Annotated in this window: 21 protein-coding genes; 11 read left to right on the plus strand and 10 right to left on the minus strand. The window is 62.7% G+C overall.

Going from position 1 to position 22849, the window contains the following annotated elements; genetic code table 11:
* Window positions 1–34 precede the first annotated feature (34 nt).
* From mtnK to BRPE64_RS25540, 9 genes are all read left to right on the plus strand, one after another.
* Complete coding sequence (gene mtnK / locus BRPE64_RS25500) at window positions 35–1309, plus strand: S-methyl-5-thioribose kinase (protein WP_016347821.1); 1275 nt, start codon at window positions 35–37, stop codon at window positions 1307–1309.
* A gap of 32 nt (window positions 1310–1341) precedes the next feature.
* On the plus strand, window positions 1342–2421 hold the full coding sequence (mtnA, locus tag BRPE64_RS25505) for an S-methyl-5-thioribose-1-phosphate isomerase (RefSeq protein ID WP_016347822.1): 1080 nt from the start codon (window positions 1342–1344) through the stop codon (window positions 2419–2421).
* Window positions 2418–3089 carry a class II aldolase/adducin family protein gene (locus BRPE64_RS25510; RefSeq protein ID WP_016347823.1) on the plus strand — a complete coding sequence of 224 codons (672 nt, stop codon included), beginning with the start codon at window positions 2418–2420 and terminating at the stop codon, window positions 3087–3089. The genes mtnA and BRPE64_RS25510 overlap by 4 nt, the downstream gene beginning before the upstream one ends.
* 81 nt (window positions 3090–3170) lie before the next feature.
* Window positions 3171–4283, plus strand: a complete 1113-nt coding sequence (locus BRPE64_RS25515; protein ID WP_016347824.1) for a sugar ABC transporter substrate-binding protein — start codon at window positions 3171–3173, stop codon at window positions 4281–4283.
* Between the two features lie 49 nt (window positions 4284–4332).
* Window positions 4333–5877: a sugar ABC transporter ATP-binding protein gene (locus BRPE64_RS25520; protein ID WP_016347825.1), complete on the plus strand. Its 1545-nt coding sequence runs from the start codon at window positions 4333–4335 to the stop codon at window positions 5875–5877.
* Window positions 5874–6875, plus strand: coding sequence for an ABC transporter permease (locus BRPE64_RS25525; RefSeq protein ID WP_044043270.1), 1002 nt, complete (start codon window positions 5874–5876; stop codon window positions 6873–6875). The genes BRPE64_RS25520 and BRPE64_RS25525 overlap by 4 nt, the downstream gene beginning before the upstream one ends.
* A gap of 60 nt (window positions 6876–6935) precedes the next feature.
* The gene (locus BRPE64_RS25530; protein ID WP_016347827.1) at window positions 6936–7946 is read left to right on the plus strand and encodes a dihydroxyacetone kinase subunit DhaK; all 1011 of its coding nucleotides are present in this window, start codon (window positions 6936–6938) and stop codon (window positions 7944–7946) included.
* A 12-nt stretch (window positions 7947–7958) separates the two neighbouring features.
* Window positions 7959–8585, plus strand: a complete 627-nt coding sequence (locus BRPE64_RS25535; RefSeq protein WP_016347828.1) for a DAK2 domain-containing protein — start codon at window positions 7959–7961, stop codon at window positions 8583–8585.
* Window positions 8586–8976: 391 nt separating this feature from the next.
* Window positions 8977–9246 carry a hypothetical protein gene (locus BRPE64_RS25540; RefSeq protein WP_016347830.1) on the plus strand — a complete coding sequence of 90 codons (270 nt, stop codon included), beginning with the start codon at window positions 8977–8979 and terminating at the stop codon, window positions 9244–9246.
* A 25-nt stretch (window positions 9247–9271) separates the two neighbouring features.
* Here the strand turns inward: BRPE64_RS25540 and BRPE64_RS25545 are convergent, their stop codons facing one another.
* Window positions 9272–10297 (minus strand): AraC family transcriptional regulator ligand-binding domain-containing protein, encoded by a 1026-nt coding sequence (locus BRPE64_RS25545; protein ID WP_016347831.1) that lies wholly within the window; start codon window positions 10295–10297, stop codon window positions 9272–9274.
* A 130-nt stretch (window positions 10298–10427) separates the two neighbouring features.
* Between BRPE64_RS25545 and BRPE64_RS25550 the strand changes: the two genes are divergently transcribed.
* Both BRPE64_RS25550 and BRPE64_RS25555 read left to right on the plus strand, forming a co-directional pair.
* On the plus strand, window positions 10428–11366 hold the full coding sequence (locus BRPE64_RS25550; RefSeq protein ID WP_016347832.1) for a BKACE family enzyme: 939 nt from the start codon (window positions 10428–10430) through the stop codon (window positions 11364–11366).
* 44 nt (window positions 11367–11410) lie between these two features.
* On the plus strand, window positions 11411–12748 hold the full coding sequence (locus BRPE64_RS25555) for an MFS transporter (protein ID WP_016347833.1): 1338 nt from the start codon (window positions 11411–11413) through the stop codon (window positions 12746–12748).
* Here BRPE64_RS25555 and BRPE64_RS25560 read toward each other — a convergent pair.
* The 9 genes from BRPE64_RS25560 to BRPE64_RS25600 form a co-directional block, all read right to left on the minus strand.
* Complete coding sequence (locus BRPE64_RS25560; RefSeq protein WP_016347834.1) at window positions 12735–14342, minus strand: ABC transporter substrate-binding protein; 1608 nt, start codon at window positions 14340–14342, stop codon at window positions 12735–12737. The two genes, BRPE64_RS25555 and BRPE64_RS25560, sit on opposite strands and share 14 nt — an antisense overlap.
* Before the next feature lie 116 nt (window positions 14343–14458).
* The gene (locus tag BRPE64_RS25565) at window positions 14459–16096 is read right to left on the minus strand and encodes an AMP-binding protein (protein ID WP_016347835.1); all 1638 of its coding nucleotides are present in this window, start codon (window positions 16094–16096) and stop codon (window positions 14459–14461) included.
* Between the two features lie 12 nt (window positions 16097–16108).
* On the minus strand, window positions 16109–16504 hold the full coding sequence (locus BRPE64_RS25570; RefSeq protein ID WP_016347836.1) for a RidA family protein: 396 nt from the start codon (window positions 16502–16504) through the stop codon (window positions 16109–16111).
* Window positions 16501–16950 carry an acyl-CoA thioesterase gene (locus tag BRPE64_RS25575; RefSeq protein WP_016347837.1) on the minus strand — a complete coding sequence of 150 codons (450 nt, stop codon included), beginning with the start codon at window positions 16948–16950 and terminating at the stop codon, window positions 16501–16503. Before BRPE64_RS25575 ends, BRPE64_RS25570 begins: the two co-directional genes overlap by 4 nt.
* Window positions 16947–18128, minus strand: a complete 1182-nt coding sequence (locus BRPE64_RS25580; protein WP_016347838.1) for an acyl-CoA dehydrogenase family protein — start codon at window positions 18126–18128, stop codon at window positions 16947–16949. The genes BRPE64_RS25575 and BRPE64_RS25580 overlap by 4 nt, the downstream gene beginning before the upstream one ends.
* 1 nt (window position 18129) lies before the next feature.
* Window positions 18130–18978, minus strand: a complete 849-nt coding sequence (locus BRPE64_RS25585) for an enoyl-CoA hydratase family protein (RefSeq protein ID WP_044043272.1) — start codon at window positions 18976–18978, stop codon at window positions 18130–18132.
* 11 nt (window positions 18979–18989) lie between these two features.
* Complete coding sequence (locus BRPE64_RS25590) at window positions 18990–19514, minus strand: MarR family winged helix-turn-helix transcriptional regulator (RefSeq protein ID WP_173405485.1); 525 nt, start codon at window positions 19512–19514, stop codon at window positions 18990–18992.
* 32 nt (window positions 19515–19546) lie between these two features.
* Window positions 19547–20320 carry an SDR family NAD(P)-dependent oxidoreductase gene (locus BRPE64_RS25595; RefSeq protein ID WP_016347841.1) on the minus strand — a complete coding sequence of 258 codons (774 nt, stop codon included), beginning with the start codon at window positions 20318–20320 and terminating at the stop codon, window positions 19547–19549.
* Window positions 20321–20322: 2 nt separating this feature from the next.
* A complete protein-coding gene (locus BRPE64_RS25600; RefSeq protein ID WP_016347842.1) occupies window positions 20323–22707 on the minus strand; it encodes a bifunctional salicylyl-CoA 5-hydroxylase/oxidoreductase in 2385 nt (794 codons plus the stop codon).
* Window positions 22708–22849: the final 142 nt, after the last annotated feature.

Consider the following 22849-nt stretch of genomic DNA (forward strand, 5'->3'; position numbering starts at 1 on the left):
CGTTCGCGCCGGAACAACATCGGAGGAGACACCGATGGAGTTTGAAGCTTTTACCGCGCAGGAACTGGCCGCCTATCTCGGCGGCGTTCCCGACGTGCGTGCGTTGCTCGGCGACCCCGACGATCTCGAAGTCGCCGAAGTGGGCGACGGCAATCTGAACTACGTGTACTTCGTGACCAATGCGAAGACGCCGGAGCGCAGTGTCGTCGTCAAGCAGGCGCCGCCGTTTCTGCGGCTCGTCGGCAAGACGTGGCCGCTTTCGTGTCAGCGCATGGAGCACGAGGTCGCGGCGTTGCGGCGTTTCGGCGCGCTGTGTCCGCAGCACGTGCCGAAGGTCTATCACGCGGACAGCAAGCGTTTTCTCATGGTGATGCAGCGGCTCGCGTCGCATCGCATCCTGCGGCAAGGCCTGATGGATGGCGCGACGTATCCACGCCTCGCCGATCATCTGTCGACCTATCTCGCGCATACGCTGTTCTACGGCTCTGATCTCTTTCTCGCGCCCGACATCAAGAAGCAGGCCGCGAGCACGGCGGTCAATGCGGAACTGTGCAAGATCACCGAAGACCTCGTGTTCACGTTTCCGTTCGAAGATCATCCGTCGAACGTGTATAGCCCTGCGTTGCCGAAGACCGCAATCGAGCGGTTGAGGACGCACGAGCCGCTGCGCATTGCGGCGGCCGACATGAAGTGGGCTTTCATGAATCACGCGGAGACCTTGCTGCACGGCGATCTGCATACCGGCTCGATCATGGTCAACGAAGACGAGACCTTCGTGATCGATCCCGAGTTCGCGTTCTATGGACCGATGGGCTTCGATATCGGCGCGGTGATCGCGAACCTGCTGCTCGCGTATTTCTCGCGCGACTGGCACGGACGCATCGATGGACGTGATCCCGCCGCCTGTCAGGAATATCAGGAATGGCTGCTCGAACAGATGATGCGTATCTGGACCGGCTTTAGCGCGCAGTTTCTCGCGCTCTGGCGCGATCACGAAAGCCGCAGCAAGAGACGCTTCATCGGCGCGCAGGCGGAGACGCATGCGGTCGCCGCGTTTCGCGCGCATTTCATGCGTCGTTTGCTCGCCGATACGCTCGGCTTCGCGGGATGCAAGATGATCCGGCGCATCGTCGGCATGGCGAAGGTCGCGGAGATCACGCGCATTACAGATGCCCACACACGCGCGCGCATCGAAGTGCGTTGCCTGCGTTGCGCGGAAGCGTTGCTCGTGCAGCGCGCGACGCTCGGCGATATCGAACAGGTCGCGATGCTCGCGCGCGAGATGGCCCGCGATCCCGCGAACTCGTAATGGCGTCGGCTTCTTTTGCACAAGGAGAATCCATGGTTTCGCAGCCCTTGTTCACCACGCTTGCGCCGACCATCGAATGGCGCGCCGGCGATCTGTTGCTGCTCGACCAGACGCGCCTGCCGCATGAAATGGTGGTGGAGAACGTCGCCGATGTGGCCGCGGTCTGGCGTGCCATTCGCGAGTTGCGCGTGCGTGGCGCGCCCGCGATAGGCGTGGCGGCTGCATACGGACTGTGCATCGCAATGCGCGATTCGACTGCGTTGCCCATCGCGCAGTTTCGCGCCGAACTCGAACGTCATGCGAACTGGCTCGAAACGGCGCGGCCCACGGCGGTCAATCTGAGCTGGGGCTTGCGGCGCATGCTGCGTCACGCGCGTGCTACCGATGCGAAAGATGCCGCGACACTCTACGAAGCGCTCGTCGATGAAGCGATGCGCATCCACGCGGAAGATCGCGCGCTGTGCGAAGGCATCGGCGAACATGGCATGCCGCTTATCGCGCAGGATTGCGGCGTGCTCACGCATTGCAACGCGGGCGCGCTCGCCACTACTGGACTGGGCACCGCGACCGCGCCGATCTACGCGGCGCATCGTGCGGGCGTGGCGTTCAGGGTCTATGCGGACGAAACGCGTCCGCTGCTGCAAGGCGCGCGTCTTACGGCGTTCGAACTCCAGCAGGCGGGCGTCGATGTCACGCTCATCATGGACAGCGCCGCCGCGTCGATCATGTCGCAAGGGCTGATTGATCTCGTGATCGTCGGGACGGATCGCGTCGCGGCGAATGGCGATTTCGCCAACAAGATCGGCACGCTCGGCCTTGCCATCGCCGCGAATCATTACGGCATACCGTTCTATGTCGCGTGCCCATCGTCGACGCTCGATCTCGAAACGCCCGCCGGCGCGCGCATCGAAATAGAAGAACGCGATGCCGAAGAAGTCACGCATCTTGCCGGGCAGCGCATCGCGCCCGACGGCATGAAAGCGCGCAATCCCGCATTCGACGTCACGCCGCACGCGCTCGTCACGGGCTTCATCACGGAGCTTGGCATCGTGCGGGCGCCGTTCGAGCGCTCGCTGCGAAGTCTCTTCGCCACCGAGGGAAGCGCCGCATGAACGCGACCGATGAAGACGCGTTGCGCCGCGCGATCGTCGGCACGGCGCTCGAGATGGAGCGGCTCGGCATCAATCAGGGCACGTCGGGAAACGTGAGCGCGCGTCACGGCGAGTGCTTTCTGATCACGCCGAGCGGCGTGCCCGCGCGCGAACTCGACGAGATGCAGATCGTGCGGCTGCCGCTCGATATCGCCGACGATGCCGCGATACTGGGCGTCGAGCGCCCGTCATCCGAATGGCGCATTCATCGCGACATTCTGCGCGCACGCGCCGATGTTCACGCGGTCGTGCATACGCATTCGATTGCGGCCACCGCGCTCGCCATTCATGGCCGCGAGATTCCCGCGCTGCATTACATGGTCGCGGCGGCGGGCGGCAAGTCGATACGCTGCGCGCCTTATGCCGTGTTCGGCAGCCAGCAGTTGTCGGATCACGCGCTCGCCGCGCTCGACGAGCGGCACGCGTGTCTGCTCGCGCATCATGGCGTGATCGCGCTGGGCACCGATCTCGCGCGCGCCGTATGGCTCGCCCATGAAGTGGAAGTGCTCGCGAAGCAATATCTGCTGGCGTTGCAGATCGGCGCACCGCCGTTGCTTTCCGACGAACAGATGGATGAAGTGCTGGAGAAGTTCAAGACTTACGGCAGGCGCAACAAGGAGCATCGCTGAAGCGCGCGTCACGCTAGCGAAACTTATCGCATTGAAGCTGCAATCAAACCGCATTGAACAACTCGTACAACGGAGACAGCCATGGCCTGGAGTTCGACACGATTCGACAGCTGGGGAACGTTCGGTAAGTCCACGAGCGCCGTATTGCTATGCACGGCCGCCGCGTTGAGCGGATGCTCGAAGAGCGACAACTCGTCGTCGACGGCGAGCAGCACCGCCGCGAGTGCGAGCGCACCCGCCAGCGCGCCGGCGAGCGCGCCCGCGACGAGCGCATCGGGCGGAAAGCCGAAGATCGGCTTCTCGATCGCGACGCTCAACAACGCGTTCTTCGTCGGGCTGAAGGCGGGCGTGGAGCGCGGCGCGAAGGAACAGAACTTCGACCTCGTGCAGACCAACGCCAACGGCGACGCGCAGCAACAGGTCAACGACGCGATCAATCTGTTGAGCCAGGGCGTGACCGCGCTCGTGCTCAATCCGATCGATTCGAAAGCGATCATTCCCGCCGTCGAGAAAGCGAACTCGATGAACATCCCCGTGTTCACGCTCGATCGCGGCTCGGATGGCGGCAAGGTCACGTCGTTCGTTGCGTCGGATAACGTCGCGCTCGGGCAGACGGGCGCACGATGGATCGCCGAGCAATTGAAGAAGCGCTACGGTAGCGAGAAGGGCAACGTGGTCGATCTGATCGGCCTTGTCGGAACCACGGCGGCGACGGATCGCGAGAAGGGCTTCAGCGAAGAGATCGCGAAGTATCCGGACATCAAGGTGGTCGCGCGTCAGGAAGGCGCATTCGATCAGGAGAAGTCGCTCAACGCGATGACCAATATCCTGCAGAAATTTCCGCAGATCGATGCAGTCTTCGGCGCGAACGACGACAACACCGTGGGCGCGGAAAAGGCCATCGACAATGCGGGCCGTTACAAGCCGCTCGGCGACAAGGAGCATATTCTCGTGATCGGCGCGGACGGCACCGCGCAGGCGCTCTCCGCGATTCGCGCGGGCAAGCAGGACGCGACGATCTCGCAGAACCCGATCCAGATGGCGGCCAAGTCGCTGCAGTTCATTGCGGACTACAACGCGAAGAAGGACGTGCCCGCGAACTACGCGTGGCCGACCATGCTCATCGACAAGTCGAACATCGATTCGGACGAAGTGAAGAAGTACGGCCTCTGGTCCGAGGAAGTGAAGCAGTAATCGCAACCGGCGGCCGCGTGCTGTTACACGCACGCGGCCCGTACGCGGAATGCACGACATGACAGTGGAAACCGAAGCGCAAGCACACGCGCCCGCGCATGCAAAGGCGCCGTTGTTGCGCATGCAGGGCATTGTGAAGAGCTTTCCCGGTGTGAAGGCGCTGCGCGGCGTGAGCCTCGAACTGCACGCGGGCCATGTGATGGCGATCGTCGGCGAGAACGGCGCGGGGAAGTCGTCGCTCGTGAAGGTGCTGTCGGGCGCGTACGAACCCGACGAAGGCTCGATCGAGATCGACGGCATGCCGCTCGCGCGCGGCACCAACGCGGCGATCGATGCGGGCGTGGCCGTCATCTATCAGGAGTTGTCGCTGATCAACGACATGACGGTTGCGGAGAATCTGTTCCTCGGCCGCATGCCTTCGCGTAACGGTTTCGTGATGATGCGCGAAGCGAACGCGATGGCGCGCGAAGCACTCGCACGCGTCGGGCTCGACAACGTGCCGCCGTGGATGCGTCTCGGCGATCTGCCGTTGAACAAGCGGCAACTCGTCGAAGTGGCAAAGGGAATCGCACGCGATGCGCGCATTCTCGTGATGGACGAGCCGACCGCCGCGCTGCAAAGCCATGACATCGCGAACCTCTATGCAGTGGTGCGGCGGCTGCGCGCGGAAGGCATGGGCATCATTTTCATCTCGCATCATCTGGAAGAAGTGTTCGAACTCGCCGACTCCGCCGTTGTGATGCGCGATGGCGCGACGGTCGGCGCGCGTCCGATGGCGCAATGGTCCGAAGCCGATCTCGTGCAGGCGATGGTCGCGCGCAATCTCGAATCGTTCTATCCGTGGGAGCCGCGCGAGTACGGTCCGGTCGTGCTCGAAGTGCGCAATCTCGCGAGCGCGCCGCTGTTGCGCAACGCGAGCTTTTCCGTGCGCGCGGGCGAGATCGTCGGCATTGCAGGCATTGCGGGCGCGGGGCGCACCGAGTTGCTCAAGACGATCTTCGGCGCGTTGCCCGTCAGCGGCGGCGAAATTCTCGTGAGAGGCAGAAAGATCACCAATCATTCGCCGACCGAAGGCGTGCGTCATGGGCTTGTCTATACGTCGGAGGATCGCAAGCTCGAAGGACTCGTGCTGGAAGCGAACATCGAAGAGAACATCGCCCTGTCGAGTCTCAAGGCGTTGGCGAGCGGCGGCTTCGTCAGCCGCGCGAAGAAGCGCAAGCTCGCGCAGGAGGCGAGCGCGCGTTTCGGCGTGCGTGCGTCGTCGGTATTGCAGATCACGGGCACGCTCTCGGGCGGCAATCAGCAGAAGGTGATCCTCGGCCGCGCGACGGCGACGAGCCCCACCGTCATCATGCTCGACGAACCGACACGCGGCATCGACGTGGGCGCGAAGTCCGAGATCTACGCGCACATGGTGACGATGGCGCGCGCCGGTGCGGCGGTCGTCATGGTGAGTTCGGAACTGCCGGAGTTGCTCGGCATGTCGGATCGCGTGCTGGTGATGTATCGCGGCAGCATCGTGACCGAGATCGCGCGCGACAAGGCGGATTCGGAAACCGTCATTCAGTGGGCAACGACAGGAGCAGGCGCATGACCTCCACAGCAGCCGATCGTTCGGATAACGAAGCATTATCGCGCCGTGTGATCCGTCAGTTGAGGAGCGGGATCGGACCGTTGTTTGCGGCGCTCGTCATCATATGTATTGCGTTGTCGATCGCATCGCCCGAGTTTCTCACTACCAGCACGCTGACGAACATCATGGTGCAGGTGTCGGTGGTGGGCATCGCGGCGGTAGGCGGCACGTTCGTGATCATCACGTCGGGCATCGACTTGTCGGTGGGTTCGCTCGTCGCACTGAGCGGCATGGTCGCGGCGACGGTCATGGCGGGATCGAGTCCGGGCGCGGTGGGACTGGGCATGACGGGCCTTGGCGTTGCGCTCGCGGTGGGCGCGCTCGCGGGTGCGCTCAACGGGCTCGCCGTTTCGTGGCTGCGCCTCGTGCCGTTCATCGTCACGCTTGCCGCGATGGCCATGGCGCGCGGCCTCACGCTCGCCATTTCCGATGGCCGCACCAAGTTCGATTTTCCGAATGCGTTCACGGTGTTCGGCGCGAAGACCGTTGCGGGCTTGCCCATGCCGATGATCGTGATGCTGGTCGTCTTCGTCATCGGACATGTGTTGTTGCGCAAGACGACGTTCGGGCATCAGGTGTTTGCCGTCGGCGGCAATCAGGAAGCGGCGCGGCTCGCGGGCATTCCGGTGCGTCGCGTCGTGTTCTTCACTTACATGCTGGCGGGCGTGACGGCTGCGATTGCGGGCATCGTGCTCGCGGGGCGTCTGAATTCCGCGTTGCCTTCGGCGGCCAATGGCCTCGAGTTGCAGGTGATCGCGGCTATCGTGATCGGCGGGACGTCGCTCGCGGGCGGACGCGGGTCGATCGTCGGGACCTTCATCGGCGTGGTGTTGATCGGCGTGATCAATGTCGGACTGTCGCTGCTCGGCGTGAATCCCTTCTGGACGCAGTTCATTCAAGGCGGCGTGATTTTCGCTGCCGTTTTGCTCGATGCGTTGAGTCAGCGGCGAAAAGTTTGACTCGCCTTTCCATGGAAGCGCAATGAAGCCGATACGGATCAACAAGGAGTCACTTCGGACATGAAGAAGATCATCAACCATCCCGATCAGTTCGTCGACGAGATCATCGAAGCGCTGTTGCTCGCGCATCCGCAATGGATCAAGGCCGCGACCGAAGACCGCCGCGCGCTCGTACGCGCCGATGCCCCGAAGCAGGGGCGCGTGGGCATCGTGACGGGCGGCGGCTCGGGCCATCTGCCGGGCTTTCTCGGTTATGTCGGCGAGGGCTTGTGCGGCGGTGTGGCGGTGGGCAACGTGTTCTCGTCGCCGTCGTCGGAGCAAATTTTCGAAGCGACGAAAGCCGTGAACGGCGGCGCGGGCGTGCTCTATGTCTACGGCAACTATGGCGGCGACGTGCTCAACTTCGACCTTGCTGCGGACTTGGCCGAAGCCGAAGGCATCGACGTCAAAACGGTCGTGCTCACCGACGACGTTGCCTCCGCGCCGAAAGAACGCGCGGACGACCGGCGCGGCGTGGCAGGCATGCTGTTCGCGTTCAAATGCGCGGGCGCGGCGGCCGAACGCGGCGATTCGCTCGATGACGTCACGCGCATCTGTGCCAAAGCAAACGCAAATTGCCGCACGATGGGCGTGGGCCTCTCGCCGACGATCCTGCCCGCCGCAGGCAAGCCGACCTTCACGCTGCCCGAGGGCGAAATGGAAATCGGCATCGGCATTCACGGCGAGCCGGGCACGCATCGCGGTAAGCTCGAATCCGCCGATGCCATCGCCGAACGTTTGACGAAGCAGATCGTCGGCGATCTCGCTGCGGCTAAAGGTTCGCGCGTCGCGTTGCTCGTGAATGGACTCGGCGCCACGCCGCTGGAAGAGTTGTATCTGCTGTATAGCCGCTCGGCGAAACTCATCGCCGACGAAGGGCTCAAGGTCGCGCGTTCGTATGTCGGCGAGTACGTGACGAGTCTTGAAATGGCGGGCGCATCGATCACGGTGATGTTGCTCGACGACGAACTCGAAGCGCTGCTCGAAGCGCCCGCGCGTTCGCCGTTCTTTCGCGACGGCACCGTGTCTTGAGAGGAGCGTGCGATGAGCGTGACGAGCAAGGAACTGCGGGACATTCTCACGCGCGCGTTGAGCGCGCTTCCCGCCCACGCCGATGAACTGCGCGATCTCGATGCCGCGCTCGGCGACGGCGATCTCGGCATCACGGTGCAGGCGGGATCGGCGGCTGTCGTGAAGGCATTGGCCGCGTTGCCCGATGAGGCGTCATTGAACGAAGTATTGCTCGCGGCGGCCAAGGCGTTTTCGACGGCCAATCCCTCGACGTTCGCGGCGCTCGTCGGCGGCGGCTTGCTCGCGGCCGCGAAGACCGTGACCGGCAAGGATGCGATCGGGCGCGACGAGGCGCTCGCAATCGGGCAGGCGGTGGCGGCGCGCATCATCGAGCGAGGCAAGAGTCAGGTCGGCGACAAGACCGTGCTCGATGCGCTGGTGCCGAGTCTCGACGTGCTGGGCGCATCGCAAGGCAGTTCGACGGAAGCGCTCGACGCGATGATCGCAAAAGCCACCGAGCAGGTCAGCGCAACCGCATCGATGCAGTCGAAAAAGGGCCGTGCGGCGTGGGTGCAGGAACGCAGCATCGGGCACGCGGACCCGGGCGCGACCGCTTACGTCCGATTCCTCGAAGCATTGAGAAATGCGCTCACGGCATGAATGAAGGCGCATTCATGCGAGGGCTCACTTGTCTCACTCTGAATGGCTTTGCTTGCCGATGAAGCGCAAACGGCTCTCGGCATGATGGTTCTGTGGAGCGTGCGGATCGTCGAGCACGTGTGACTTCTCACGCGTCCGGAAACCGGCGGAAAACGACACATCGGATTTGAGCGATGTCGGGTTTCGACGAACAAGTCCATGCGCTTGCGTTGGCCGCGCCCCGACAGTCGTCGTGTGACACGCGCGTTCGCACGCATGCGCGAACGCGGCCGCATCCCTTTGTTTTCAAGCCATGCAGCCCGATAGAACGATGTGTCTATCGACATTGGCACAGGCCATGCACTTGTCGGCGCGAACGCATTGCGTTTTACGACAAGTCTATGGAGTCGCCATGAAAGCCAAACTCACCGCCATTCTTCTGGCCGCCAACGCGGCATGGTCCGCCGTTCCCGCTGTGGCCGACGATTGCAGCATGGCGAAGATGCATTGCGAGGGCAAGGTCGCACCGGTCTCGCACAGCGCGCGGGCCACGCATGCGATGAGCACAACGGATAAGATCGATGCCAACACGAATGCCGTCGGCGGCAGCGATGCGTATAAAACGCAAGCGGGAAAGCGCGAGCAACGCGATAGCATCGACGCGTGGTATCGCGGCGGTTGATCGACGATTGCAGCGCAGTTCGGATTCAACCGCGCAATTCGCCCGGGCCTTTGCCGGTCCAGCGTTTGAGCGCGCGGCGAAAATTCGCGGCATCGCTGAAGCCGAGGAGCATCGCGATATCGTCGGTGCTCATCTTCGTCGTTCGAAGATATTCGAGCGCGAGAGAGCGGCGCACGTCATCGACGATAGCCAGAAACGATGTGCCTTCCGCTTCGAGTCGCCGTCTCAGCGTGCGTGTCGTCAGGTGCATGGCTTCGGCGATTGCATCCATGCCCGGAAACACGCCGGGCGTGCTCATCAGGATCTGATACACCTCACCCGATACGCCGCTCGATGTCTTCGCCTGCCCGATCAACCGGTCGCAAGTTTCCTGCAATAACGCGGCCGTGAGCTTGTGCGCGAGCTGCGGCTTGCGATCGAGGATCGCGCTGTCGTAGACGAGCTCGCATTGCTCCGCATCGAAAAAGCAGGGACAGCCGAGATACTCGGGATAGACATCGGCATGCGCGGGCGCGGGATACGAGAAGCACGCCTTCACCGGCGGACACACGCCGCCCGCCACATCCTGAAGATGCGTGACGTGCTGCGTGTATTGCTGCTCGATGATGAACTCGCGCAACTCGCGCGAAGGACTCGACTTGAACGCGTCAGGGAAGGTCCACACCATGCGGTCTGGATACTCGGTCCATTCGATCGTGACGGTGGGCGTGGCGAGCCCATGATATTTCACGCCGAGTTTGAAGTACTCGCGCAGCGAGAGGCACGACATGAGCGCGTAGCCGTACATGCCGTACGCCGAAAGATGCAGGCGCTGTCCAACCCTGAACGGCGTATCCGGCGCGCAGCGCAGCGCGACCGCATTTCTGCAAACGGTCGCGTACTGGCCGACCGAAGTCATCACTGTTGCATCGTAGATTTCATCGCTGCCGACGCCCGAGCCGCGCAGGCTGTCCTCGGGCGCAATGCCCTGTTCCGCCAGCACTTCGACGAGCGCGGCGATTTTGTAGGGCGCATACATGCGCTCATTCAGCGGTGGCCGTGTCGATGCCATGGATAGCGTTCGCCGTGTCCGCGCGGGACACACGTGTGTCCGAAAATGACCTTTCCGGCGTGATGCTACCTCACTAAGATTCGTGTCACAAGGAGACAAACGCGGAGACAAACGCCCGCGAGACAATCATATGAAAGACACAAGCCGCAAGGTCATCATTTCCTGCGCCGTGACGGGCGCCACGCATGTTCCGTCGATGTCGGAGCATTTGCCGCTCACGCCCGCCGACATTCGCGATCAGGCGATCGAAGCCGCCGAGGCCGGCGCGGCGATCATCCATCTGCATGCGCGCGATCCCGAAGACGGACGCCCGACGCCCAGCCCCGACATCTTCAGGCGCTTCGTGCCCGCGATCGCCGAGGCAACCGATGCCGTCATCAACATCACGACGGGCGGCAGCACGCGCATGACGCTGGAGGAGCGTCTTGCGTATCCGCTGCTCGCGCGACCGGAGATGTGCTCGCTCAACATGGGCTCGATGAACTTCTCGATTCATCCGCTCGCCGCGAAGATTTCATCGTGGCGATACGGCTGGGAGAAGGACTACGTCGAAGGCATGGAAGACATGATCTTCCGCAACACCTTCAAGGACATCAAGCGCATTCTGCTCGAACTCGGCGGTCACGGCACACGCTTCGAGTTCGAATGCTATGACCTGGGCCATCTTTACAATCTCGCGCATTTCGTCGACGAAGGTCTGATCAAGCCGCCGTTCTTCATCCAGTCCGTATTCGGGATTCTGGGCGGCATGGGCGCCGATCCCGAGAACATGACCGTGATGCGCTCGACCGCCGACCGTCTGTTCGGGCGCGAGAACTATCACTTTTCCGTACTCGGCGCGGGACGCCATCAGATGTCGCTCGTCACGATGAGCGCGATCATGGGCGGCAACGTGCGCGTGGGACTGGAAGACAGCGTGTATATCGCGAAGGGCGTCAAGGCCGAATCGAATGCGCAGCAGGTGCGCAAGATTCGACGCATTCTGGAGGAGCTTTCGTTCGAGATCGCCACGCCCGCTGATGCACGCAAGATGCTCGGGCTAAAAGGCGCGGACACAGTCACGCCCTGATGCACTGACGCCGCGCTTACACATAACGAATATATGGAGACACGATGAACACCGCTTCACTCAACGAAAGCAGCGACGAAGTCCATCGCCTGGCGACGCGCCGCGCGATGATCCGGCTGATTCCGCTCATGTGCGCGATCTACTTCATGTCGTTCCTCGATCGCACCAATGTGGCGCTTGCGAAGGTGCAACTCGCGGCGGATGTCGGCATCAGCGCAGCGGCTTATGGCCTCGGCTCGGGCATCTTCTTTATCGGCTATGCACTGCTCGAAGTGCCGAGCAATCTCGCGGCGCATCGTATCGGGCCGCGCCGCTGGATCGCTCGCATTGCCGTGACGTGGGGCATTCTCTCCACCGCGATGATGTTCGTCACCGGCGAATGGTCGTTCTATGTGCTGCGCGTGTTGCTCGGCATTGCGGAAGCGGGACTGTTTCCGGCGCTCATGTACATGGTGACGTTGTGGTTCGCGCCGCATGACCGGCCTGTTGCAGTCGGCTGGATTTATACCGCGCCTGCGCTCGCACTCATGCTCGGCAATCCGCTGGGCGGCGCGCTGATGCAACTCGGCGGCATCGGCGGCCTGCACGGCTGGCAATGGATGTTCATGATCGAAGGCATTCCCAGCGTGCTCGTCGGCGTGCTGCTGTGGTTCAAGCTGCCGGAGCGCCCGCGCAACGCGAAATGGCTCTCGCCCGCAGAGGTCGCCGTGCTCGAAGCGCGCGCTGTCATCGATGCGAAGGGTCATCCCGAACTCACGTCCGCCGACTGGATCGCGGCGCTCAAGCGGCCCACGACGGTGCTGATCGGTCTGATCTACTTCCTGAATCAGGTGGCGTTCGTCGGCCTGTACTTCTTCACGCCCGCGATGATCCATCAGATGCATGTCAATACGCCGTTCCTCGTCGGCTTGTTGTCGAGCAGCGTCGGGCTGGGCTTCCTGCTCGGCGTGCTGATTCTGCCGCGCATTCATCGGCGCTACGGCAACGACTGCGTCTACCTTGGCGTGCTGACGGCGGGTCTCGTCGCGGGTGCGTGCGCCTTTATCGCGGCGGCGAGCCCTGCCGCGCGCATGGCGCTGCTCGTGGTGACCGCGTTCTTCGGCGGCGGCGTTCTGCCTTCCTACTGGGCAATCGCGATGAAGCGTTTGCACGGCATTCAGGCGGCCGCCGGTCTCGCGTTCATCAATACGATCGGGCTGATCGGCGGCTTCGTCGGCCCGTATCTGTTCGGCATGACCGAGACCGCCACGGGCCGCAGCGACTCGGGCTTCATGGTGATTCTCGCGGCGTCCGTGCTGGGTCTTCTGCTGGTGCCGCTGCTCGACCGCGCGATTCGCCGCGAGGCGAATCCGCACGTGGATGTCGCGATCAATCGAGCGTGATGCCGTCGAAGCGATGCCCGCCGAGCGGGCTGATCAGATAGCCGTGCACGCGCTTCGAAATGGGCTGGAAGATGTTGGCATGCGCGAGCGGCGTGTACGGCACCTGATCCTTGAACACCACTTGCGCTTCTTCATAGAGCTTCGTGCGCGCGTTCTGATCGGTGACGAGGCGCGCCTTCGCAAGCAGATCGTCGAACTGCTTGTTGCACCACTTCGCCATGTTGCTGCCGTGCACGGCGTCGCAGCCGAGCGTGGTGCCGAGCCAGTTGTCCGGGTCGCCGTTGTCGCCGAGCCAGCCGTAAAGAATGGCATCGTGCTCGCCGTTGGTCTTTGCACGCTTGTTGTACTCGGCCCATTCGTAAGTGACGATATTCGCCTTGACGCCGATCTTCGCCCAGTCCGATTGAATCAACTGCGCCATCAGCCGCGCGTTCGGGTTATAGCCGCGCTGCACAGGCATGGCCCACAGCGTGATCGTGAAGCCGTTCGGAAAGCCCGCTTGCTTCAGTAGTTCGCGCGCCTTCGCGGGATCGTGCGGCGCGTCTTTCAGCGCCTTGTTATACGACCATTGCGAAGGCGGTATCGGGTTCGTCGCGATGGTGGCCGCGCCTTCGTAGACGGTCTTGATGATCGCCTGCTTGTCGATCGCCATGTCGAGCGCGCGGCGCACGTTCACATTGTCGAGCGGCTTGTGCGTCGTGTTGTAGCCCACATAAGCAACGTTGAAGCCGACACCCGATAACACCGTGAGCTTCGGATCCTGTTTCGACGCGGCGATATCGGCGGGGCGCGGGAACGACGTCAACTGGCATTCGCCGCTCGACAGCTTCTGCTGACGCACGGCGGCGTCGGGCGTGATCGAGAACACGAGCTTGTCGATGTGGACATCTTTCCTGTTCCAGTAGGTCGGATTCGCGTCGTAACGGATGGTCGAATCTTTCTGATAATCGCGGAACACGAATGCGCCTGTGCCGACAGGCTTCTGATTGATATCTTCCGGTTTGCCTTGCTTGAGCAATTGCGCGGCATACTCTGCCGACACGATCGATGCGAATTCCATCGCGACGTTGCGCACGAACACGACATCCGGCGTCTTGAGCGTGAAGCGCACGGTGTAGTCGTCGAGCTTGTCGACCGATGCGATGTTCTTGTCGTAGCCGAGATCGGTCAGATACGGAAAGCTGACCGGATGCGCCTTCTGAAACGGCTCGTTCGGATCGATCATGCGCTTGAACGTAAAGACGACATCGTCCGCGTTGAAGTCGCGCGTGGGCTTGAACCACGCTGTCGATTGAAACTTCACGCCGCGCCGGAGATGAAACGTGAAGGTCTTCGCGTCCGGAGATTCGTCCCACTTTTCCGCGAGTCCGGGCGTGAGATCGAGCGTGCCGCGCTTGAACTCGACCAGCGTGTCATAGACGGAGTGCGCACCCGCATCGAAGTCCGTGCTGGTCGTGTATTGCGCGGAGTCGAAGCCGGCCGGGCTGCCCTCGGAGCAGAACACGAGCGTTTTGCTCGCGGCCGATGCGCCTTGCGAACTCATTGCAAGCGCCGCAGAAAAGGAAACAGCAAGGAAACGTCGCGTCAGAAGCATTTTTCTTGTTTGCTCGGAAGAGTGGACGAGCCGCCTCGCGGCGGGCGTAATCCATACTCTACCAAGCAAACGTTTTTGAACGAACCGACGATTTCTGCTTTTCTCTTGCGCGCGCGTTACATCGCGCGCAGTGCAAAGCGTTTGAGCTTGCCCGTTTCGGTGCGCGGCAGTGCATCGAGGAACGTCACGATGCGCGGATATTTATACGGCGCGACAGTGCGCTTGACGAACGCCTGCAACTCGGCCACGAGCGTATCGTTGCCCTTGAAGCCGGGATTGAGCACGACGAACGCACGCACTACCTGACCGCGCGTTTCATCGGGCACGCCGATCACGCCGCATTCGGCGACCGCTTCGTGCTGCATCAGCACGCTTTCCACTTCCGGCCCCGAGATGTTGTAGCCCGCGGACACGATCATGTCGTCGGCGCGTGCCTGATAGAACACGTAGCCGTCTGCGTCGATGACGACGGAATCGCCGGGCAGGTTCCAGCCGTCGCGCACGAACTTCTGTTGACGGTCATCGGCGAGATAGCGGCAGCCTGTCGGCCCGCGCACGGCGAGCTTGCCGAGGGTGCCGGGCGGCACTGGCTGCATCGCGTCGTCGACGGCTTGCACGATATAACCCGGCACCGCGCGTCCGATCGCATGCTCGCGCACATCGGCAGCGGCGGACGATACGAAGATATGGATCATCTCCGTGCCGCCGATGCCGTCGATCATTTCGATGCCGCTCGCTTCGCGCCACAATGCGCGCGTGGAATCGGGCAGGGCTTCGCCGGCGGAGACGGTTTTTGCAAGGCTCGAAATATCGAACCGTTCGATGAGCGGCGCCATCTGCCGATAGAACGTCGGCGCCGTGAACATGATCGTGGCGCGAAAACGTTCGACCGTTTGCAGCAACGTTTCGGGCGTGAGCTTTTCGAGCAGCACCGTCGATGCGCCCGCGCGTAAAGGAAAGCACAGCAAGCCGCCCAGGCCGAACGTGAACGCAAGCGGTGGCGTGCCGCAGAAAACATCGTTCGATGCGGGCTTGAGGATATGGCGCGGGAAGAGGTCGCACATCGCGAGCACATCGCGATGAAAATGCATGCAGCCCTTTGGCGCGCCTGTCGTGCCGCTCGTGAACGCGATAAGGCAGACATCGTCGGCGGCGGTGTCGCATGCATCGAAGCTGTCGGGCTTCGATGCCGCGCGCGATTCGAGCGAGCCGGGCGCATCGTCGTGAAACGTGAGGACTTGCGCGAGCGTGTTGCAATGGAATTCGTCGCCGTGGGCGCTGCACCGTGCGAGTTCATCGGTCAGGCGAACGTCGCATAGTGCGGCGGAAATATGCGCCTTGTCGATGATCTGCTTCAACTCCTTCGCGCGCAGCAGTGGCATGGTCGGCACGACGACGAGCCCCGCCTTCAACGCCGCGAGAAATGCAACGGCCATCTGCAAGGTATTCGGTCCGCGCAACAGCACGCGATTGCCCGGCCGCAAGCCCATGTCATCGACGAGCACATGCGCGCTGCGATTCACGAGCGCGCGCAGTTCGCGATAGCTCGTTGCATGCGGCGCACCGTTCACGTCGGACCAGATGGCCGGATTGTCGCCGTGGCCGCTTTCGATCGCGCGATCCAGCAGTTCCGTCGCGCAATTGATGCGTGCAGGGTAGGCGACATCCGCGTTGTCGAGCAGCAGCACCGGCCACTGGTCCTGCGGCGGCAAGTGATCGCGCGCGAATGTATCGACGTGTGCTGACCGTTCCATCGTGCTCTCCGCTTAGTCGGGGATGACTGCCGTCGCTTCGATTTCCACCAGTGCATCGTCTTCGATCAACGCGACCACTTGCACCGCGCTCATCGCGATGTCGTAGTCGCCGATCAGCTCGCGAAACGCCGCGCCGATTTCCTTCGCCGCCGCGAGATAGGCGCGCTTGTCGGTCACATACCACGTCATGCGCACGAGATGCTCGGGCTTGCCGCCCGCCTCGCGCAGCACCGCGACGACATTGCGCAACGCCTGCACCGCCTGCGCACCGAATGCCTTGCTGACGAAGCGCGCCTCTTCGTCCCAGCCGATTTGCCCCGCGATATACACCTGCGTGCCGCGCACCGCGACGCCGTTCGCGTAGCCGCGCGGCTTGATCCAGCCCGAAGGCAGAAGCGTCTTTTTCATGTGCCTGATTCCTCCTGCAATGTGCGGCTCGTGCCCGGCGCGAAGCGTTCGAGCGCGCGGGCAATGTCGCCGGGAATGTCGATCGAGCGGCCATCGTCGAGCGATGTCGTTACCAGAACCTGCTTCGCGCGGAAGCGCACTTCGCCGTCGCAATGACACACGATATCGATGCGGACAGAACGTTGGCCCACGGAATCGACGGCGAGCGTGAGCGTCACCGTTTCACCCATGCGGCTCGGCCGCGAGAACTCGCAATTGAGCCTGACGATCGGAAGCCCGACGCGGCGCTCCGAGATCATCTGCGCATAGTCGATGCCGAGCGCGTCGTCGAACCAGTCTTCAACGAGCATGTTCGTCATCACGAGGTATTGCGGGAAATAAACGATGCCCGCCGGGTCGCAGTGCGCGAAGCGAATGCGCATCGGCATGTCGAAGGTGTGCGTCATCGCTGATGTTCTCCGTGCGCCTTCAACACGTCTCGCCCGACAATCAGTTGTTGCACTTCCGTCGCGCCTTCGTAGATGCGCAGCGCGCGAATCTCGCGATACAGCGATTCGACCGTGGTGCCGCTCTTCACGCCTAAGCCGCCCCACAATTGCACGGCAGCGTCGATGACTTGCTGCGCGCCTTCGCTCGCGTGCCACTTCGCCATTGCGGCTTCGCGCGTCACGCTCTCGCCCTGATCGCGCAGCCATGCGGCGCGATAGACGAGCAACGCGCTGCTGTCGATGGTCAACGCCATTTGCGCGAGCTTTGCTTGCGTCAATTGAAAGTCGCCGAGCGTGTGGCCGAACATCTTGCGCGATGCGGCGCGCTCGAGCCCTTCGTGCATGGCGCGCCGTGCGAAGCCGAGCGATGCAGCCGCCACCGATGTGCGGAAGATGTCGAGCGTGCGCATCGCGATCTTGAAGCCTTCGGCGGGCGCGCCGAGCATCTGACTGCGCGGCACGCGAGCGTCGGCGAAATGCAGGCGCGCAAGCGGATGCGGCGCGATCACGTCGATGCGCTCGGCGATCTGCAAGCCCGGCGTATCCGCATCGACGATGAACGCGCTGATGCCGCGCGAGCCCGGCGCTTCACCGGTGCGCGCGAACGCGACATAGAAATCCGCGATGCCGCCGTTCGAAATCCAGGTCTTGTCGCCGTTCAACACGTAGGCGTCGCCGTCGATGCGGGCGTCGAGCGATAGTGCGGCGACATCGGAACCGGCTTCCGGTTCGGATAGCGCAAACGCCGCCAACGCAATGCCTTTCGCGACGCGCGGCAGATAGCGCGCCTTTTGTTCATCGGTGCCTGCAAGCGATATCGCGCCGGAGCCGAGACCTTGCATCGCGAAGGCGAAGTCGGCGAGGCCGTCGTGCTTCGCGAGCGTTTCGCGCAACAGGCAGACGGCGCGCGTATCGATCGTATCGTGCGATGCGCCGTAGCGCGTGCCGCCGATGCAGTGCGCGAGCCAGCCCGCATCGCCGAGCATGCGCACGAGGCGTTTGCAGGTGGCATCGGTATCGGCGTGATCGACATGCTGCAAATGCGCGGCGGCCCATGCATCGACATCGCGCGCGAGTTCGCGATGGCTTTCTTCGAAGAAGGGCCACGCAAGCGCGCTATGTGGATCGACGTTCAATTCAGTCTCCTTCGAAAACGGGACGCGCTTTCGCCGCGAACGCACGATACGCGCGCTCGAAATCGCGCGTGCTCATGCAGATGGCCTGCGCCTGCGCTTCGGATTCGATCGCTTCGTCGATGCTCATGCTCCATTCCTGATGCAGCATCTTCTTCGTGATGCCATGCGCGAAGGTCGGGCCCGCGACGAGTTCGGATGCGAGTGTGGCTGCATCGTCGAGCAAGGTTTCGGGCGCGCAGAGGCGGTTGTAGAAGCCCCATGCGAAGCCTTCATCGCCCGTTGCGGCGCGGCCGGTGAAGAGCAGTTCCGCCGCGCGCCCCTGACCAATGATGCGCGGCAAGATAGAGCACGCGCCCATGTCGCAGCCCGCGAGACCGACGCGCGCGAACAGGAACGCGAGCTTGCTGCGCGCCGTGCCGAGACGCATGTCGGACGCCATCGCAAGGATTGCGCCGGCGCCCGCGCATACGCCGTCCACCGCGGCGATGACCGGCTGCGGACAATGACGCATCGCCTTGACGAGATCGCCCGTCATGCGCGTGAAGAGCAGCAGTTCCGGCATCGGCAGATCGATGAGCGGCGCGATGATTTCGTGCACGTCGCCGCCGGAGCAGAAGTTGTCGCCCGCGCCGTGGATCACGACAGCCTTCACGTCGGTCGCGTACACGAGATCGCGAAACAGATCGCGCAACTCGGCATAGGATTCGAACGTCAGCGGATTCTTGCGCTCGGGACGATTCAGCGTGATGGTCGCGACGCCGTTCGTCACGGACCACAGAAAATGCTTCGCGCGATAGTCCGTCAGCGTGAGGCGGTTGCCGGCCAGAAGCGCGTCGGCGGATGAAGTCATCACGATCTCCTTTAATCTTTGAGCGTGTTCAGCAGATGCTGCTTCAGCTTGCCGAGCCGCTGATGCGTCTGCGACTTCTCGTTCAGTTCGAGTCCGCCGAACATTTCGACGACCCATTGTTCATGCGCGGTCGCCATCTTGTCGAACGCGCTGCGGCCTTGCGGCGTGAGGCGCACGCTGATCGAGCGGCGATCGTTCGGATCGGTATAACGCGATACCAGCCCTTCTTTTTCCAGTTGATCCGTGATGCCCGTGACGTTGCCGCCCGTGACCATCATGCGGCGCGACAACTCGGTCATCTTCAGTCCTTCGGGCTGACGTTCGAGTTGCGCCATCAGATCGAAGCGCGGCAACGTGGTATCGAACTCGGTGCGCAGGCGCTTGCGCAATTCGGCTTGCACGAGATTCGTCGTGGTCAGCATGCGCAGCCACAAGCGCAGGCCCATATGACTGTCGGCGCCGGTGCTCATCTCCAGATCGACGACGTTATCCGCCGGCTTCTCGACGCCCTTGCGCGGCGCTTTCGCTTCGGTCATCGGCGTGGTCTTCTTGTTGCGTGCAGCGTGAGTCACGTGACTTCTCCACCGGATACGGATAAGGATTGACCATTCATCGATTCGGAACCGGGCGCGCAAAGCCACAGCACGGCATTCGCCACTTCTTCCGGCTGCACGAAGCGGCGTTGCGGATTGAGGCGCACGAGTGCATCGCGCGCGTCCTGTTCGCTGCGGGATGTCTTCGCCATGATTTGATCGAGCGATGCGCGCAGCAGCTCAGTCTCGGTATAGCCGGGACACACTGCGTTGACCGTGACGCCCTTCGTCGCAACCTCGGCGGCGAGCGCGCGCGTCAAGCCGATCACGCCATGCTTCGCGGCGCAATACGCGGCAACATAGGCATAGCCGATTTGCCCCGCCGTGCTCGCGACATTGACGATGCGTCCGTAGCCGCGTTCGAGCATCGCGGGCAGGGCGGCGCGCGTGCATAAAAACACGCCGGTCAGGTTCACGTCGAGCATGCGTTGCCACAGGGCGGCGTCGGTGTGCGTGAAGGGCGCGGCTTGCGCGTGTCCCGCGTTATTCACGAGCAGATCGACGGGGCCATGCATTTCGACCGCCTGTGCGAAGGCATGGCTGACGGCGGCTTCGTTTGTCACGTCCACGCTGATGCACGCCGCATCGCCGTGAGGGCGCATTGCATCGCGCTGCGCTTCGAGGCGCTCGATGTCGCGGCCCATCAACGTGACGCGCGCGCCGGCACGTGCAAGTGCTTCCGCGCACGATGCACCGATGCCGCTGCCGCCGCCCGTCACGACCGCGTGTCTGTTGGCGAGGGATGTCATGATCAGATGCTTCCTTCGGCGCGTTGCGCGCGTTCTTGCGGTGAGAGGCGCGCGTTATCGGTAGCCATTGCGCGCTCGCGTTCCAGATTGCGTTCGAGTTGCGATTTCGCGGCCGCGTATTGCTTCGGCCACGCGATATCGAAGTAGCCGATCTTCGCGGCTTCGGTGAGTGTCCACGAAGGATTCGCGAGATGCGGGCGCGCCACCGCGCACAGATCGGCACGTCCCGCCGCGATGATGCTGTTCACGTGATCCGCTTCCGATATCGCACCGACGGCTATCGTCGCGATGCCCGCCTCGTTGCGGATGCGATCGGCGAAGGGCGTCTGAAACATGCGGCCAAAGACGGGCTTCTCGTCCTTGCTGACCTGCCCCGAAGACACGTCGATCATGTCCGCACCAGCCGCCTTGAATGCGCGTGCGATGTCCACTGCATCGTCGGGCGTGGTGCCGCCATCGACCCAGTCGTGAGCGGAGATGCGTACTGAGATCGGCTTGTCCTGCGGCCATACCGCGCGTATCGACTTGAAGATGCGCAGCGGATAGCGCAGGCGGTTTTCGAGCGAGCCGCCGTATTCATCGCGGCGACGATTCGTGAGCGGCGAAAGAAAGCTCGATAGAAAATAGCCGTGTGCGCAATGCAACTCCAGCCAATCGAAGCCCGCGGCCGCAGCCATTTCAGTAGCGCGCACGAATTGCGCTTCGATCTCGCGCAGATCGTCATGCGATGCTTCGCGCGACCACTGACTCACGTCGCGCAGATACTGCTGCGGCGATGCGGACACGAGCGGCCAGTTGCCATCGGCAAGCGGTTGGTCGATGCCTTCCCAGCTCACGCGCGTCGAAGCCTTCGCGCCCGCGTGGCCGAGCTGCATGCCGATCTTCGCATCCGATTGCGCGTGCACGAAATCGACGATGCGCTTCCACGCATGCAGATGCTCCGGCGCATACATGCCCGGGCAGCCCGGGGTGATGCGCGCTTGCGGCGACACGCAGGTCATCTCGGTCATTACGAGCGCGGCGCCGCCCATGGCGCGCGCGCCGAGATGCATGAGGTGATAATCGCCCGCGATGCCATCGACGGCGGAGTATTGCGCCATCGGCGAGACGACAACGCGGTTCTTCAGCGTGACGCCACGCAGCGTGAAGGGCGTGAACATCGGCGGAACGGAGCGCGTTTTATCGGCGCGTTCGAGTCCCGCGCGACCGGCGAGCCAGTCTTCGAACGATGCGAGATAACGCGCATCACGCTCGCGCAGGTTTTCATGCGAGATTCGCTGCGAGCGCGTGAGCAATGAATACGCGAATTGCTCCGGCTCGAACGATGCGTAACGGTCCACATGTTCAAACCATTCCGTCGAGTTGCGCGCCGCGTTCTGAATGCGCAGCACGTCGACGCTGCGCACGCGCGTGTAGTGATCGAGCGCGCCTTCGAGGTCGCCGTCCTGTTTCGCGAATGCGGTATCGATGCTGTTCGCGAGTTCGATCGCATCTTCGAGGGCGAGCTTCGTGCCGGAGCCGATCGAGAAATGCGCGGTGTGCGCGGCATCGCCCATCAGGACGACGGGCGTGCGCTTGCCGTTTTCGTCGCTTCTCCAATGCACCCATTCGCGATTCACGACGCGCGGAAAGCGGATCCATTGAGACGAGCCGCGCAAATGCGTGGCGTTCGAGATCAGCGCATGACCATCTAAATACTTCGCGAAAAGCCGCTCGCAAAACGCGATGCTTTCTTCCTTGCTCATGTCGCCCAAGCCCGCGGCACGCCACACGCGCTCCGGCGCTTCGACGATGAACGTCGATGTGTTGTCGTCGAAGCGATACGCATGCGCCTGAAACCAGCCCCATTCGGTTTGTTCGAAGGCAAACGTGAATGCGTCGAAGCATTTGTTCGTGCCGAGCCACACGAAGCGGCATTCGCGAAGATCGATATCGGGCTGATACGTGGACGCGTATTTCTGCCGGACCGCGCTGTTGAGACCGTCGCTCGCGATGATCAGATCGGCATCGTAGTCATCGTCGTTCGTGACTTGCGTTTCGAAGACGAGCTTCACGCCGAGTTCTTCGCAACGCGCTTGAAGGATATTCAGCAGACGTTTGCGGCCGATGCCGCAGAAGCCGTGCCCCGACGAGCGAATCGTGCGTCCGTTGATGTGGACCTCGATATCGTCCCAGTGATTGAAGGCGTCGAGGATGGCGCCGGCGCTTTCGGGATCGGCGGCGCGCAGGTTGCCCAGCGTCTGATCGGAGAAGACGACGCCCCAGCCGAAGGTGTCATAAGGACGATTGCGCTCGACGATGGTGATGTCATACGCGGGATGGCGGCGCTTCATCAACAAGCCGAAATAGAGGCCCGCGGGGCCGCCGCCGATACAGACGATGCGCATGTTTGCTTCTCCGACTTGTGTGCCCGAATCGATAATTTAGGTTTAGATAGTTTAGATGTCAAGTAAAAAGCGTGATCGTCCAAGGTATGAAAACCTATACGATCGTTTTGTCGACGCGAGCCTGTTCGAGCGTTAAATTACA

The organism is Caballeronia insecticola (assembly GCF_000402035.1).
Lineage (GTDB): Bacteria > Pseudomonadota > Gammaproteobacteria > Burkholderiales > Burkholderiaceae > Caballeronia > Caballeronia insecticola.